The organism is Pseudomonas hygromyciniae (assembly GCF_016925675.1).
Classification (GTDB): domain Bacteria; phylum Pseudomonadota; class Gammaproteobacteria; order Pseudomonadales; family Pseudomonadaceae; genus Aquipseudomonas; species Aquipseudomonas hygromyciniae.
Genome location: NZ_CP070506.1, coordinates 5,629,132 through 5,644,225, shown reverse-complemented (window position 1 = coordinate 5,644,225; position 15,094 = coordinate 5,629,132). Strand labels below are relative to the sequence as shown.

Here is a 15,094-nt window from a genome sequence, read left to right as displayed (position 1 = left end):
ACGTTCACTCTTCATCCATTCAGACGGGAGTCGTTATGGTTGACCGGCACGACTACGTCGCCCTCGAATGGGTCAAGGGCGAAATCGCCGAAACCCTGAAGCAGGCCCGTGCGGCGCTGGACGCCTTTGCCGACGACGCCAGCGAGCAGGCCCTCGCGCAGTGCCTTGCGGGCATTCACCAGGTCCACGGCGCCCTGCAGATGGTCGAGTTCTACGGCGCGGCACTGCTCGCCGAAGAGATGGAACACCTGGCCCTGGCCCTGCAAGCGGGGCATGTCAGCCAGCGCGAAGAAGGCATTCGCCTGCTGCAACAGGCCCTCGGGCAACTGCCGTTGTACCTGGACCGTGTGCACAGCGCGCGGCGCGACCTGCCTCTGGTGGTGTTGCCGCTGCTCAACGACCTGCGCAGCGTGCACGGTAAAAGCCTGCTCTCGGAAACCAGCCTGTTCAGCCCGCAACTGCTGGTGATCGCGCCGTTGCCGGATGAAGCCCTGGCCCAACGTGCGCCGGCGGATTTTGCCGAGCAACTGCAGCAGTGGCGGCAAATGCTGCAACAAGGTTTGGCCGGGCTGCTGCGTGAGGATCATGGCCCCAGCAACCTGGAAGACATGGCGCGAGTCTTCGCCCAACTCGAAGCGCTGTGCCACGGCGCGCCGTTGCTGGCGTTGTGGCAAGTCACCTCGGCATTGGCCGAAGGCATGCTCACCGGCGTTATCGCCAATAGTCCGGCGCTGCGCAGCCTGCTCAAGAGCTGTGACAAGGTACTCAAGCGCCTGCAGATCCAGGGCATCGAAGGGATCAACACCCCGGCGCCGGATCAACTGCTCAAGAGCCTGCTGTTTTACATCGCCAAAGTCACCCGGCCGACGCCGCGCATGCAAAGCCTCAAAGAACGCTACGGCCTGGATGAAGCCTTGCCCGACAGTACCGTGGTCGATGCCGAGCGCGCGCGCCTGGCCGGCCCGGATCGCAATGCCATGGGCTCGGTGCTCGGCGCGTTGTGTGAGGAGTTGGTGCGGGTCAAGGAACGCCTGGACCTGTTTGTACGCAGCGACCGCCAGCACACAGCGGACCTGGACAGCTTGTTGGCGCCCTTGCGCCAGATCGCCGACACCCTGGCGGTGCTCGGCTTTGGCCAGCCGCGCAAAGTGATCATCGACCAGTTGGCGGTGGTCCAGGGCCTGGCCCAAGGGCAGCGCGAGCCCAATGATGCCGTGTTGATGGATGTGGCCGGAGCGTTGTTGTATGTCGAAGCGACCCTGGCCGGGATGGTGGGCACCGTCGAGCCGCAAAATCGTGAAGACAGCCGCCTGCCCACCACCGACCTGACCCAGATCCACCAGTTGGTGATCAAGGAGTCATGCCAGTGCCTCAAGCAGGCCCGGGAGTTGGTCATCGATTGCCTCGATGCAGGCTGGGACACACAGCGTCTGGAGTCCTTGCCCGAGCTGCTGACCCAGGTGCGCGGCGCCCTGGCGATGATTCCGTTGCCCCGTGCGGCCAACCTGATGCGTGGTTTCAATGACTACGTGAACGAGCAGTTGATGGTTCAGGACACTGCGCCGCCCACCGCGCAGCTCGAGCATTTTGCCGATGTGCTCAGCAGCCTGGAGCACTACCTGGAGCGCATGCTCCAGGACCCGGACGCGCCCGGCGAGCGGGTGTTGGACATCGCCTTTGAAGGCCTCGCGGCGCTGGGTTACGCGCCTGTGCAATCCCCGCAGGCTTGGCGCCAGGAACGGTCGGCGTCGAGCGAAGAATCAACGGACAACACCTTGGCGCAGGCCCTGGCCAGCCCGACCCCACGTCTCAACCCGCCCGCGCTGCAACGCCCGGGCAGCTTGCTGCCGCCACCGGCCGACGAAGAGTCGGTGGACGACGAACTGCGCGAAGTGTTCCTGGAAGAAACCGCCGAAGTACTGGAAGTGCTGCAGCGCCTGATACCCCAAGGCGCCGCCAGCCTCGAAGACAAGAGCACCCTGAGCGACATGCGCCGCGCGTTCCATACCCTCAAGGGCAGCGGGCGCATGGTGCGTGCCCTGGTGTTGGCGGAACTGGCGTGGGCCGTGGAAAACCTGCTTAACCGCGTGCTGGAACGGGTGGTCGCGCCGGGCGCCGAGGTCCAGGTCGTGCTCGATGACGTGCTGTTGCTGTTGCCGACCTTGATCGCCGAATTTGCCGCCGACGCCCAGCGCCAGCGCGATGATGTCGACCTGCTTGCCGCACGTGCCCATGCCCTGGCCAGTGGCGCGCCGTTACCGCCAGCCGTGGAGCAGGATGACAGCGCGCTCGACCCGCTGCTGCTGGAGATCTTCCGCAACGAAGCGTTGAGCCACTTGGACAGCCTCAATCGGTTTTTGCACCAGGCCACCGAACAGATGCCGCTGCCCGTCAGCGATGAGTTGCAACGTGCCCTGCATACCCTCAAGGGCAGTGCCTACATGGCGGGGGTCTTGCCCATCGCCGAACTGGCGCGGCCGCTGGACCACCTGACCCGCGAGTACAAGGCCCATCGCCTGGCGCTGGACCTGGATGAAATCGACCTGCTGCTGGAGGGCGAAGCCCTGTTCCAGCGCGGCTTGCGCCAGTTGGACAGTAATCCGCTGGCCCCCATCGACGGCGCGCAGTCCTTGATCGAGCGCACCCAGGCGCGTCTCGACAGCCAGCTCGAAGCCTTCCTCAACGCCCCGAGCGAGGGCCTGCGGATCAAGCGCGACCCCCAGTTGATCAGCAACTTCCTGGCCCAGGGCATGGATATCCTGCTCGACGTCGAAAGCCTCTTGCGGCGCTGGCAACAACACCCTGGCGAGCGCCAGGAGCTCAGTGCGCTGCTGGACGAGTTGACCACCCTGGGCGAGGGCGCGCACCTGGCCGACCTGCACCCGATGGATGAGCTGTGCGAAGCGTTGCTCGACCTGTATGGCGCGGTGGAAGAGAGCAGCCTGGCCGTCAGCGAGCGGTTTTTCCATGAGGCCGAACTGGCCCATGAAGCGCTGATCAACATGCTCGACCAACTGGCCGCCGGCCAGGAAGTCAGCCCGGCGCCGGCACGCATGAAAGCCTTGCGCGAGCTACTCGATGAAGGGCTCGATCCCAGCGCCACCGGCCTGATCAAAAGCGATGGCAGTCGCGCCCTGAGCATTGCCGAATTGGGCGCGGCCACCACACAGTTGCAACAAGACTGGGCGGTGGACGATGAGATCGTCGAGATCTTCCTTGAAGAAGCGGTCGATATCCTCGACAGCGCCGGGCAGTCCCTCAAGCGCTGGTTGCTGGAACCCGACGGCGTGGCACCGCTGTCGTCCCTGCAACGTGACCTGCACACCCTGCGCGGCGGCGCGCGCATGGCCGAAATCGGCCCGGTGGGCGATCTGGCCCAGGAACTGGAAAGCCTTTACGAAGGGTTGGTGGACCGGCGCTACAGTTACTCCGGTGAAATGGCCCAAGTGTTGATGGACAGCCATGAACACCTGGCCTTGCAACTGGAGCAGTTGCAAGAGCAGCAACCGTTGAGTGATTCCAGCGCCTTGATCAACCGTTTGCGCGATGTGCGCCAGAACGCGGCGCCAGTAACTGTGCCCGTAGCGCCTGAGGCGCAGGGTGCAGGCAGCGATCCCGAACTGCTGGATATCTTCCTCGAAGAAGCGGCCGATATCCTCGACAGCTCCGGCGCGGCGCTGTTGCGTTGGCAGGCCGAGCCGCAGAACCGCCAGGAGGTCGAGACCCTGCTGCGCGACCTGCATACCCTCAAGGGCGGTGCGCGCATGGTCGAAATTGGGCCGATCGGCGACCTGGCCCACGAACTGGAGTTTCTCTACGAAGGCCTTTCGGCGGGCCTGCTGGCGCCCACGGCTGAGCTGTTTGCGTTGTTGCAAGGCTGCCATGACCGCCTGGCACAGATGGTCGAGGCGGTGGCGGCGGGGTTGCCGGTCGGCTCGGTAGAGCGTCTGATCGAACGCATCAAGAGCCTGGTCCAGCCCACCGAAACCCAGGTTGCCCCGGTCGCGATGCCCACCGGCAAACCCGAAGCGCCGGCGGCCAGCGAGCCGGGCGCGGACATGGTGAAAATATCCGCCGAGCTGCTGGATGATCTGGTCAACCTCGCCGGTGAAACCTCGATTTTCCGGGGGCGTATCGAGCAGCAGGTCAACGACGCCCGCAGCGCCCTTACCGAGGTGCAAACCACCATCGAGCGCATGCGTGACCAACTGCGTCGCCTCGAAACCGAGACCCAGGGGCGGCTCGTCAGTCGCCAGCACGCCGAAACCGAGCGCCTGGGCTACGAAGAGTTCGACCCGCTGGAAATGGATCGCCATTCCCAGTTGCAACAATTGTCCCGTGCGTTGTCCGAGTCGGCCTCGGACTTGCTGGACCTCAAGGAAACCCTCGACCAGCGTAACCAGGACGCGCAGAACCTGTTGCAGCAACAGGCGCGGATCAACACCGAACTGCAAGAAGGCCTGATGCGCACGCGCATGGTGCCGTTCGAGCGCATGCTGCCGCGCCTCAAGCGCATCGTGCGGCAAGTGGCCGGTGAGTTGGGCAAGGATGTGGAATTCGTCGTCGGCAATGCCGAGGGCGAGATGGACCGCAACGTGCTGGAACGCATGGCCGCGCCCCTGGAGCATATGCTGCGCAACGCCGTTGACCATGGCCTGGAGTCGCGGGATGCGCGGCTGTTGGCGGGTAAGCCGGAGAAGGGCCGGATCACCCTGGACCTGAGCCACGAAGGCGGCGACATCATCTTCGATATGCGCGACGACGGCGCCGGTGTGCCACTGGATGCGGTGCGGCGCAAGGCGATCAAGCGGGGCCTGCTGGACCCGGATATGGAGATCAGCGACCGCGACGTGTTGCAGTTCATCTTGCAGCCAGGGTTCTCCACCGCCGAAAAAATCACCCAGATTTCCGGGCGTGGCGTGGGCATGGACGTGGTGCACGAAGAAGTGCGCCAGCTGGGTGGCAGCATGGTGATCGACTCCACGCCGGGGCTGGGCGTGCATTTTCGCATTCGCCTGCCGTTTACCGTGTCGGTCAACCGAGCGTTGATGGTGCAGTGTGCGGAGGACCAATACGCGATTCCGTTGAACACCATCCAGGGCCTGGTGCGTGTATTGCCCAATGAGCTGGAGGGGCACTACCAACTGGATCCGCCGGTGTATGAATACGCGGGCCAGCGCTACGAGTTGTATTACCTGGGCGAGTTGCTGCACACCGTGGCTCGTCCCAAGTTGCTGGGGCAAAACCAGCCGCTGCCGGTGCTGCTGATGCAGTGCAACGAGCGGCATATTGCGGTGCAGGTGGACGACATGGCCGGCACCCGGGAAATCGTGGTCAAAGGCCTGGGGCCGCAGTTTGCGGCGGTGCAAGGATTGTCCGGGGCGACCATCCTGGGCGATGGCCGGGTGGTGTTGATCATCGACCTGCTGGCGCATATCCGCGCCCTGGCCCCAGCCTTGCCGGCCCAGGCGGCAGACAGTGTGCTGGCAGTCAACGAGCCGCAGAAAAAACAGCGCTTGCTGGTGCTGGTGGTGGATGACTCGGTGACCGTGCGCAAAGTCACCAGCCGTCTGCTGGAGCGCAATGGCATGAACGTGCTGACCGCCAAGGACGGCATCGACGCCATCGCCTTGCTCGAAGAACACACCCCGGACCTGATGTTGCTGGATATCGAAATGCCGCGCATGGATGGCTTTGAAGTGGCGATCCAGGTGCGCAACGATCCGCGACTCAAGCGCCTGCCGATCATCATGATCACCTCCCGCACCGGCCAGAAACACCGCGACCGGGCCATGGCGATTGGCGTCAACGACTACCTCGGCAAGCCCTATCAAGAGTCGGTGTTGCTCGAAAGCATCGCCTACTGGAGCCCGAAACATGCTTGACCACCGCACCAGTCAACTCACCGGCTTGCTACTGCCCCTGGCCGACCGCCACCTGTTGCTGCCCAACGTCGCGGTGGCCGAGCTGATCGACTTCCAGCGCGGCGAACCGGCCAGCGACGCGCCGCCGTGGTACCTGCGCCAAGTGACCTGGCGTGACCAGCACCTGCCGCTGATCAGCTTTGAAGCGGCGTGCGGTGGCGCCAGTGTTGTCAGCGAACGCGCGCGGATTGTGGTGCTCAACGCCCTGGGCGGGCGGCCCACATTGAAGTTTATTGCGCTGGTGATCCAGGGCATTCCCCGCTCTTACAAGCTCGATAGCCAGTTGAGTTATGTGGACGTACCTCTGTCGCTGCTGGAACTGGCGGCGGTACAGGTCGGCGAGCAGGTGGCGAAAGTGCCGGACCTGTTGAAATTGGAAGCGCTGCTGGTCGAGGCTGGCCTGGCCTGAACAAAATCTCGGCGGCCAATGGAGATCAAAGGTGGGAGCTGGCTTGCCTGCGATAGCATCCCCTCGGTTTAACTGACACACCAAAGCGTCTGCATCGCAGGCAAGCCAGCTCCCACATTGGATTGTGCTTGGCGCCAAGCCTTACTCAATCTGCGCAAAACGCTCAATGACCGGTTGTTCACGGTGCTCTGCTTGCCAACGATCGTCGGTACTTTGCATCGACAACCATAACCGCGCTTTGCTGATACCTGCCCGCTCCAGCCTCACGGCAAGGTCCGGGCTGACTGGCGCGTGACCATGCAGGATCCTGGAGAATGTTTCCCTGGCAAAGCCGAGCCGCCGGGCCATTTCGGTAATGGTGATGCCCAGGCTGGGCATCACATCCTCAAGCAGGATTTCGCCGGGATGTGGTGGGTTGTGCATACCCATGTGCGTGCCCCTTGTGTTTCCAGCTGACGATCATGGATGGGTTGTGACGTGATACATCAGGCTCTGCAATGGCCTTGTATCGGGTTTAGGGTCAGATTCATGATGTTCTGCAGGTGAGATGATTCAAATCCAAAAGGCTAGTGAGGTGGCATCCGAGCAACAACCCTAAAAGGTTGTAGGAATGATTGATGGGGATGCAGTCTTCAGATTTTTCCCGCGAAATTTTCGCGCCATCCCACAAATGGTCGAACGGGGCCAACTGCTGATCGAGTACTCGCTGGAGCAGATATCGCCAGCGGCCGCTGCGTAAAACTTGATCGGTCCCAAAAAGGGACCTATCGTTCCCTTTTTGGGACTCTTTGGTCGTCGCCATGCAAACCCTGCCCCTCAGCACAGCCCTGTTTACCGTGACCCAGCAAAAAGTCCTGGGCCTGCTTTTTGGCAAACCTGAGCAGAGCTTTTTTACCAATGAAATAGCCCGCTGGGCCCAAGTGGGCAAGGGCAGCCTGACCCGTGAGCTGGAGCGTCTGCAACGAGCGGGTGTCCTGAGCATGACCCGTCAGGGCAACCAGACCCACTACCAAGCCAACCCGCAATGCCCGATTTACGCTGAGTTGCTGAGCATCGTGCGTAAGACCCTGAGCCTGGATGAACCTCTGCGCAACGCATTGGCGCCATTCGCCAAGCAGTTGATCTGGGCCTTTATCTACGGCTCGATTGCCAAGGGGCAGGCGCACTCATCCAGTGACATAGATCTGATGCTGATCGGTGAAAGCCTCGACTACAGTGAAGTCATGGCGCAGCTCATGCCGCTGGAAGAACAATTGGGCCGCACCATCAACCCAACGCTCTACACCCCTGAGGACTGGATTGGCAAATGGACTGCCGGGAACAGTTTTGTGCGGCGGGTCGCGGAGCAAGACAAGATCAATCTCATTGGGGTGAACCCCGTGGAGTCCAAGGATGGACAGCAAAACCAATCTGGAGAATCTGCTCCGTAGTGGTGGCTTGAAGGCCGAGCCGCCGGATTGCACGGAATGTGAAGGTTTGATGCGCTCGGGCAAGGATCGGTTAAGGGACGCGGGTACTGCGCAGTTATCCTTTTCGAGTCGCTTTGACCTGGCTTACAACGCCGCCCATGCCATCGCACTGACTGCCTTGCGCTTGCAAGGTTACCGCTCTGACAAGCGCTATCTGGTCTTCCAATGCCTGACTCATACCACCGATACCACAAAGGTTCAGGTTCGACTGTTTGCGTTGTGTCATGAGCGGCGAAACCTGGCGGAATACGAAGGGTATATGGATGAGGATGAGGCGCTGCTAAAGCAACTTATCGACAGTACACAAGCGTTGTTGAGTGATGTGGATGCGCAGCTCAAATGCTTTCTCGGATAAAGCCCCACGTAAACCCGCCGATAACCCTAGGAGTCTTTCGGTGGAAGCAACGACACAATGTGGCTATTCGACGTATTTGCCCGGCTGTATAACCTCAACCCGTTTACCTTCGCTTTCATAATGTGGCTTGTGGTGCTGGTAATCACCGCCAGCGTGACGATGAAATACCCGACCAGGCGCGGCAAGCTCTTGGGATTCGGGATCACGACCGTAGGTGCGGTGTTGATTCTGGGGTACCTGGAACTGCTGACGCTCAGCGCCACCGGCAAAGAAATCAAAGGGGTTGTGACCAACTTTGTAGTCATGACCCTGGGAGGCCTGGGCTCGGGCCTGCTGGCGGTGGCTATCTCGAAAGGGCCGAGCAAGGCCGAGATCCAAAAGACCCGCAACTTCATCCGCGGCTGGGGCCTGACGGTCTTTGAATACCTGTTGGTGTTTATCCTCATGTGCTCACTCGTCTTGTCTGCGCTCTGCCTGCTCTTGTGGTTCTTCGACTGGCCTGTGGTGACGGGGCATACGGTGTCGGGCCTGTTGCTGGTGTTCCTGGTCGCGGCGATGGGTTGCGCGTTCATTTCCTACCTGCGTCGGTTAATGAAGTGGGAGCAGTGGGGCGTGGGCCTGTTGTTTGGGCTATTGCTGTTTCTGCTGCCGGTGTATGTGCAGGCGATTGGGGGGCTGGTGAGCTGGAGCCTGGCGGCGGTGCTGGGATTTCATACTGTGGCAGGCATCGCCATGGGCTGGACCGTGTGGCGCCAGCGCCTGGAATGGTTGTAGGAGCGAGCTTGCTCGCGAAGGACGCATAGGCGCCGCGCGTTACCTGATAGCGCTGCGTTAGCGTTGACGTTTTTCGCGAGCAAGCTCGCTCCTACAGGGGGATCGTTACTCCAGCCGTAACGGTTCGCCGCCGAGCTTGATTGATACCCCCCCGATTCACTCCTATGGTGAGCCCCACGACAGCGAACCCGTGGAGCGATCATGACAACAACAATAACCCCCGACTCGCGCTGGACGCGGCGCCGCGACGAGAAGCAGCGGCGCCTCGGGCTGGTCCAGGCGTTTGCCGACGGGGCCGTGCTGCCCAGCGACAGGATCGTCGAGGCCCTGCAAGCCCTGATCCTGCCCGGCGACCGTGTGGTGCTGGAGGGCAATAACCAGAAGCAGGCCGACTTTCTCTCGCGCTCCCTGGCCAAGGCCGATCCGGCAGTGCTCCATGACTTGCACATGATCATGCCCAGCGTCGGGCGCTCCGAGCACCTGGACCTGTTTGAAAAGGGCATCGCGCGCAAGCTCGACTTTTCCTTCGCCGGCACCCAATCCCTGCGCATCAGCCAGTTGCTCGAAGACGGCCTGCTGGAAGTCGGCGCGATCCACACCTACATCGAATTGTATGCACGGCTGGTTGTCGACCTGATCCCCAACGTGGTGCTGTCCGCCGGCTTCATGGCCGACCGCGCCGGCAATATCTACACCGGCCCCAGTACCGAAGACACCCCGGCGCTGATCGAACCGGCGGCCTTCAGCGATGGCATCGTCATCGTCCAGGTCAACCAGTTGGTGGACGACGTCAGCGACTTGCCCCGCGTAGACATCCCGGCCAGTTGGGTGGATTTTGTAGTGGTGGCCGACAAGCCCTTCTATATCGAACCGCTGTTCACCCGCGACCCCCGGCATATCAAGCCGGTGCATGTGTTGATGGCGATGATGGCGATCCGTGGCATCTACGAAAAACACAACGTGCAGTCGCTGAACCATGGCATTGGTTTCAACACCGCCGCCATCGAACTGATCCTGCCGACCTACGGCGAGTCCCTGGGCCTCAAAGGCAAAATCTGCCGCAACTGGACCCTCAACCCGCACCCGACGCTGATTCCCGCCATCGAAAGTGGCTGGGTCGAGAGCGTGCATTGCTTTGGTACCGAGTTGGGCATGGAACACTACATCGCCGCCCGCCCGGATGTGTTCTTCACCGGCCGCGACGGCTCGTTGCGCTCCAACCGCATGTTCTGCCAACTGGCCGGCCAATACGCGGTGGACCTGTTTATCGGCGCCACCTTGCAGGTAGATGGCGACGGTCATTCCTCCACCGTGACCCGTGGCCGGCTGGCCGGGTTTGGTGGCGCGCCGAACATGGGCCACGACCCGCGCGGGCGCCGCCACGGCACCCCGGCCTGGCTCGATATGCGCCACGACGATGCCCCCGAAGCCCTGCTGGAGCGCGGCAAGAAGCTGGTGGTGCAGATGGTCGAGACCTTCCAGGAGGGCGGCAAACCGACCTTCGTCGAAACCCTGGATGCGGTGGAAGTGGCGCGCAAAAGCGGCATGCCCCTGGCGCCGATCATGATCTACGGCGACGACGTGACCCACTTGCTCACCGAAGAAGGCATCGCCTACCTGTACAAGGCGCGCTCCCTGGAAGAACGCCAGGCGATGATCGCTGCGGTGGCCGGGGTGACCGCCATCGGCCTGCGCCACAACCCCAAGGACACCGCACGCATGCGCCGTGAAGGCCTGATCGCCTTGCCCGAAGACCTCGGCATCCGCCGCACCGACGCGACCCGCGAACTGCTGGCGGCCAAAAGCGTGGCCGACCTGGTGGACTGGTCCGGTGGCCTGTACAACCCGCCCGCCAAGTTCAGGAGCTGGTAAATGCACGCACTCAAACTGCACACACTGACCCTGGCCGAGCAACTGGCGGACCTGGCGGTCGACGCGCTGATCGACGAAGCGGACCTGTCGCCCAAACCGGCGCTGGTGGACCGGCGCGGCAACGGCGCCCACAACGATCTGCACCTGGGTTTGATGCATGCCTCGGCACTGTCCCTGTGGCCGGCGTTCAAGGAAATGGCCGAGGCGGCGATCGAGTTAGGTGAAGTCGGCCTGCCACTGCGCGAAGCCCTGGGTCGTATCGGGCGCGAGGGTGAGCAAGCGATGCTGATCACCACCCAAGGCGTGAACACCCATCGCGGCGCGATCTGGGCCCTCGGCCTGCTGGTGGCTGCCACCGCGCTGGATCCCACCTCCCGCAACGCCAGTGCCGTTAGCCTGCGCGCCGCGCGCCTGGCCTTGCTCAACGACCGCTATGCGCCGCAACCGTTGAGCCATGGCGTACAAGTCGCCCAACGCTACGGCGCACGCGGCGCCCGCGAAGAAGCGCAACTGGGCTTCCCCTCGGTGCTGCAACGGGGCCTGCCGCAACTGCACGCAAGCCGCGCGCAACAACACGGCGAGCAGAACGCACGCCTCGATGCGCTGCTGGCGATCATGACCCAATTGGCCGATACCTGCGTGCTCTACCGCGCCGGCACCAATGGCCTGCAGGCCATGCAACTGGGGGCCCAGGCCGTACTGGACGCAGGCGGCAGCGCGAGCCTGGCCGGGCGCCGTCGTCTGAATGAATTGGACCAACAACTGCTGGCACTCAATGCCTCCCCCGGTGGCGCCGCCGACCTGTTGGCCGCCTGCTTGTTTATCGACCGCATCGAGTCTTGCGACGGAGCGTTTTGATGGAAACCCTATCCTTTGAATTCCCTGCCGGGCAGCCGCCCAAAGGCCGTGCGCTGGTGGGTTGCGTCGGTTCCGGCGACCTTGAAGTGCTGCTGGAGCCGGGCACGGCGGGCACCTTGAACATCCAGGTGCAAACCTCGGTCAACGGCGCCGAGCAACGTTGGCAGCATCTGTTCCAGCGGCTTTTCCAGGAACAGACACCGCCGGCCTTGAACATTCAGATCCACGATTTTGGCGCCACCCCCGGCGTGGTGCGCTTGCGCCTGGAGCAAGGTTTCGAGGAGCTTGGCCATGACTGACTTACTCAACCGACACAGCTTCGTCGAGCTCGGCGCCCGCCAGCGGGCCAAGGCGTTACTGGATGCCGGCAGCTATCGGGAACTGATCGACCCGTTCCAGCGCGTAATGTCGCCGTGGCTGAGCCGCCAGGGCGTGGTCCCCCAGGCCGACGATGGCGTGGTGATCGCCAAGGGCACTCTCGACGGCCTGCCGCTGGTGATCGCCGCCATCGAGGGCAACTTCCAGGGCGGCAGCCTCGGTGAAGTGGGCGGGGCAAAAATCGCCGGGGCCCTGGAACTGGCCGCCGAGGACAACCGCAACGGCGTCCCGACGCGTGCGGTGCTGCTGCTGGAAACCGGCGGTGTGCGCTTGCAGGAGGCCAACTTGGGGCTGGCGGCAATTGCCGATATCCACGCGGCGATTGTCGACCTGCGCCAGTACCAGCCAGTGATCGGCGTGGTGGCCGGCAGCGTTGGCTGCTTTGGCGGCATGTCGATTGCCGCTGGCCTGTGCAGCTACCTGCTGGTGACCCGCGAGGCACGCCTGGGCCTGAACGGCCCGCAAGTGATCGAGCAGGAAGCTGGCCTTGAAGAATACGACTCCCGTGATCGGCCCTTTATCTGGAGCCTGACCGGTGGCGAGCAGCGCTTCAACAGCGGCTTGGCCGACCGTTATGTGGCGGACGATGTGGCGCAGATCCGCCAGCAGATCAGTGAACTGTTGCAGCAAGGTTTGCCGGCCGCGCAACGCAGCCGCCAGGCCGATTATTACCTGGCGCGCCTGGCTGCGCTGGACGCCGTACCGCAGATCGAGCCGGCCACGGTTCGTGACCTGTATCAGGGAGAACGCCCATGAGAGGCTTGCAGTGGTTCAACGCATTGAGCGCGGATGCGGCGCCGGTGGCGGGTTTACCGGCTTCGTTGAAAGTGGCCGATGGCGTGCTCGGCGAGCAGGCCGTAAGGTTTATCGCGGTGGTGCCGGATGCTGCCAACCGCTTCCCCCGCGCACGCCAGGGCGAGGTCGGTCTGCTGGAAGGTTGGGGCTTGGCCAAGGCGGTGGATGAAGCCATCGCCAGGGGCGATCAGCGCCCGATCATTGCCATTGTCGACGTGCCGAGCCAGGCCTATGGCCGCCGCGAAGAAGCGTTGGGAATTCATCAAGCCCTGGCGGCGGCGGCGGACAGTTATGCCCGTGCGCGCCTGGCCGGGCACCCGGTGATCGGGTTGCTGGTGGGCAAGGCCATGTCCGGGGCGTTTCTTGCCCATGGCTACCAAGCCAATCGCCTGATTGCCCTGCGCGACCCTGGGGTGATGGTGCACGCCATGGGCAAGGCCTCGGCGGCGCGGGTGACCCTGCGCAGCGTCGAAGAATTGGAAGCCCTGGCCGCCAGCGTGCCGCCCATGGCCTATGACATCGACAGCTATGCCAGCCTCGGTCTGCTCTGGGAAACCCTGACGGTCAGCCAGATTGAACAACCGACGGCCGACGATCTGGCGCGGGTCAGTGATTGCCTGGTGCAGGCGATCAAGGACGTACAGAACAGTGGCGTGCGGGATTTGCGCGGGCGCCTGGGCGCCGCCAACCGTGCGGCGTCCAGCCATGTACGCGAGCTGCTGCGGGAGCAATGGTGAACGCTCACGACTTGCTCTGGGGCATGACTCCGGCGCACCTGCCTGTTGATGCACCGGACTGGGTACTGGCGGTGATCGGTGCCGGGCAGCCGGTGGTGGTGCGCCGGGCGCTGGCCGAACCTGGCTATGTGGCGGTGGGTGTGCGCGGGCGTCAGCGTGAGCAGCGCTTTGGCGCATTGATGCCCGTAGCAGCGGTACAACGACGAGTCGTCCCGGAAGCGCTGCGCGGGGTGATCTCGCCTCGGGATCTGCCGGCGTTGCGCGCCCTCGATCAATTGCGGCCGGTGCTGGCGCAAGAGGTGTGGGGCGTGACTGGCAGCGCGGGTTTCGAATTGGCCACCGGCATTGAAGCGCTGCATGCCCAGAGCGATCTGGATTTGTTGTTGCGCACTTTCGAGCCTCTTGATCGCGGCGATGCCAAGGATCTGCTGGCGCTGCTGGACACCGCGCCGTGTGCCGTGGACCTGCAACTGCAAACGCCGTATGGCGCGGTGGCCTTGCGCGAATGGGCCGGCCCATCGCCGCGGGTGCTGCTGAAAAGCGCCAGCGGCGCGCACCTGGTCAGCGACCCTTGGCAGGCGGTGGCATGAGCAGCCTTTTGGTGTTCCCAGGGCAAGGCGCCCAGCGCCCGGGCATGCTCCAGCAGTTGCCCGTCAGCGTCCTCGACGAAGCCAGCGAGGCCTTGGCGCAAGACGTGCGCCAGCTCGATTCGGCACAGGCCCTGGCCAGTACCCGCGCCGTGCAACTGTGCTTGCTGATTGCAGGCGTGGCCCACGCTCGTCAGTTGCAGCACACGCCGGACTACGTGGCGGGCCTGTCCATCGGCGCTTACCCGGCGGCGGTGATCGCCGGCGCCCTGGGGTTTGCCGATGCACTGCGCCTGGTCAGCCTGCGCGGTGAGCTGATGCAGTGCGCTTATCCACAGGGCTACGGCATGACCGCGCTGATCGGTGTGGAGTTATCCACCGTCGAACATGTGCTGGCCGAGATCCACGGCCCCGATTCACCGGTGTACCTGGCCAATATCAATGCCGACAACCAGTGCGTGATTGCCGGCAGCGACTCAGCTATGCAACGGGTCGCGGATCGCGTCAAAGGCCAGGGCGTGGCCAAGCGCCTGGCCGTCAGCGTGCCGTCCCATTGCGCGTTGCTGGATACGCCTGCGCAAACGCTGGCCGAGGCGTTCGCCAAGGTCACGCTCAAGGCGCCGGCCATCACCTACCTGAGCAGCACCCGGGCGCGGCCGATTCGCGATCCCGCACAGTTGCGCGACGACCTGGCCTTCAACATGTGCCGTGTCGTCGATTGGCGCGGCACCGTGCAAAGCGCCTATGAGCGTGGCGTGCGCCTGCAGATCGAACTGCCTCCCGGCGCGGTGCTTACCGGCCTGGCACGGCGGGTGTTTGAACAGGGCACCGTGATCGCCTTCGAAGGTGCGCGCCTGGACACCTTGCAGGCCTTGCTGGAACAGGAGGGCCGCCATCACCGATAAAGCATGACCTTGGCTTTCGAAGCACAAAAAC

At 63.4% G+C, this 15,094-nt stretch carries 13 protein-coding genes; 12 read left to right on the top strand and 1 reads right to left on the bottom strand.

Going from position 1 to position 15,094, the window contains the following annotated elements; translation table 11 throughout:
• The first annotated feature begins 35 nt into the window (after positions 1-35).
• Both JTY93_RS25500 and JTY93_RS25495 read left to right on the top strand, forming a co-directional pair.
• Positions 36-5,885 (top strand): Hpt domain-containing protein, encoded by a 5,850-nt coding sequence (locus JTY93_RS25500; RefSeq protein WP_205475999.1) that lies wholly within the window; start codon positions 36-38, stop codon positions 5,883-5,885.
• The gene (locus tag JTY93_RS25495; protein WP_205476000.1) at positions 5,878-6,333 is read left to right on the top strand and encodes a chemotaxis protein CheW; all 456 of its coding nucleotides are present in this window, start codon (positions 5,878-5,880) and stop codon (positions 6,331-6,333) included. Before JTY93_RS25500 ends, JTY93_RS25495 begins: the two co-directional genes overlap by 8 nt.
• Before the next feature lie 141 nt (positions 6,334-6,474).
• Here JTY93_RS25495 and JTY93_RS25490 read toward each other — a convergent pair whose 3' ends face one another.
• Positions 6,475-6,762 (bottom strand): HigA family addiction module antitoxin, encoded by a 288-nt coding sequence (locus JTY93_RS25490; protein WP_205476001.1) that lies wholly within the window; start codon positions 6,760-6,762, stop codon positions 6,475-6,477.
• 371 nt (positions 6,763-7,133) lie between these two features.
• Between JTY93_RS25490 and JTY93_RS25485 the strand changes: the two genes are divergently transcribed.
• The 10 genes from JTY93_RS25485 (at position 7,134) to mdcH (ending at position 15,063) form a co-directional block, all read left to right on the top strand.
• Positions 7,134-7,763 carry a nucleotidyltransferase domain-containing protein gene (locus JTY93_RS25485; protein WP_205476002.1) on the top strand — a complete coding sequence of 210 codons (630 nt, stop codon included), beginning with the start codon at positions 7,134-7,136 and terminating at the stop codon, positions 7,761-7,763.
• A complete protein-coding gene (locus JTY93_RS25480; protein WP_205476003.1) occupies positions 7,726-8,157 on the top strand; it encodes a hypothetical protein in 432 nt (143 codons plus the stop codon). Before JTY93_RS25485 ends, JTY93_RS25480 begins: the two co-directional genes overlap by 38 nt.
• Before the next feature lie 132 nt (positions 8,158-8,289).
• Positions 8,290-8,931: a hypothetical protein gene (locus JTY93_RS25475; RefSeq protein ID WP_205476004.1), complete on the top strand. Its 642-nt coding sequence runs from the start codon at positions 8,290-8,292 to the stop codon at positions 8,929-8,931.
• Positions 8,932-9,132: 201 nt separating this feature from the next.
• Positions 9,133-10,803, top strand: a complete 1,671-nt coding sequence (gene mdcA, locus JTY93_RS25470) for a malonate decarboxylase subunit alpha (protein WP_205476005.1) — start codon at positions 9,133-9,135, stop codon at positions 10,801-10,803.
• Positions 10,804-11,661 (top strand): triphosphoribosyl-dephospho-CoA synthase, encoded by an 858-nt coding sequence (locus JTY93_RS25465; RefSeq protein WP_205518958.1) that lies wholly within the window; start codon positions 10,804-10,806, stop codon positions 11,659-11,661. It begins immediately after the preceding gene.
• Positions 11,661-11,960 (top strand): malonate decarboxylase subunit delta, encoded by a 300-nt coding sequence (locus JTY93_RS25460; protein WP_032858772.1) that lies wholly within the window; start codon positions 11,661-11,663, stop codon positions 11,958-11,960. The genes JTY93_RS25465 and JTY93_RS25460 overlap by 1 nt, the downstream gene beginning before the upstream one ends.
• Positions 11,953-12,795 (top strand): biotin-independent malonate decarboxylase subunit beta, encoded by an 843-nt coding sequence (locus JTY93_RS25455; RefSeq protein ID WP_205476007.1) that lies wholly within the window; start codon positions 11,953-11,955, stop codon positions 12,793-12,795. Before JTY93_RS25460 ends, JTY93_RS25455 begins: the two co-directional genes overlap by 8 nt.
• Positions 12,792-13,571, top strand: coding sequence for a biotin-independent malonate decarboxylase subunit gamma (mdcE, locus tag JTY93_RS25450; protein ID WP_205476008.1), 780 nt, complete (start codon positions 12,792-12,794; stop codon positions 13,569-13,571). The genes JTY93_RS25455 and mdcE overlap by 4 nt, the downstream gene beginning before the upstream one ends.
• Complete coding sequence (locus JTY93_RS25445) at positions 13,565-14,161, top strand: malonate decarboxylase holo-ACP synthase (RefSeq protein WP_205476009.1); 597 nt, start codon at positions 13,565-13,567, stop codon at positions 14,159-14,161. Before mdcE ends, JTY93_RS25445 begins: the two co-directional genes overlap by 7 nt.
• Positions 14,158-15,063, top strand: coding sequence for a malonate decarboxylase subunit epsilon (gene mdcH, locus JTY93_RS25440; protein WP_205476010.1), 906 nt, complete (start codon positions 14,158-14,160; stop codon positions 15,061-15,063). Before JTY93_RS25445 ends, mdcH begins: the two co-directional genes overlap by 4 nt.
• Positions 15,064-15,094 lie beyond the last annotated feature (31 nt).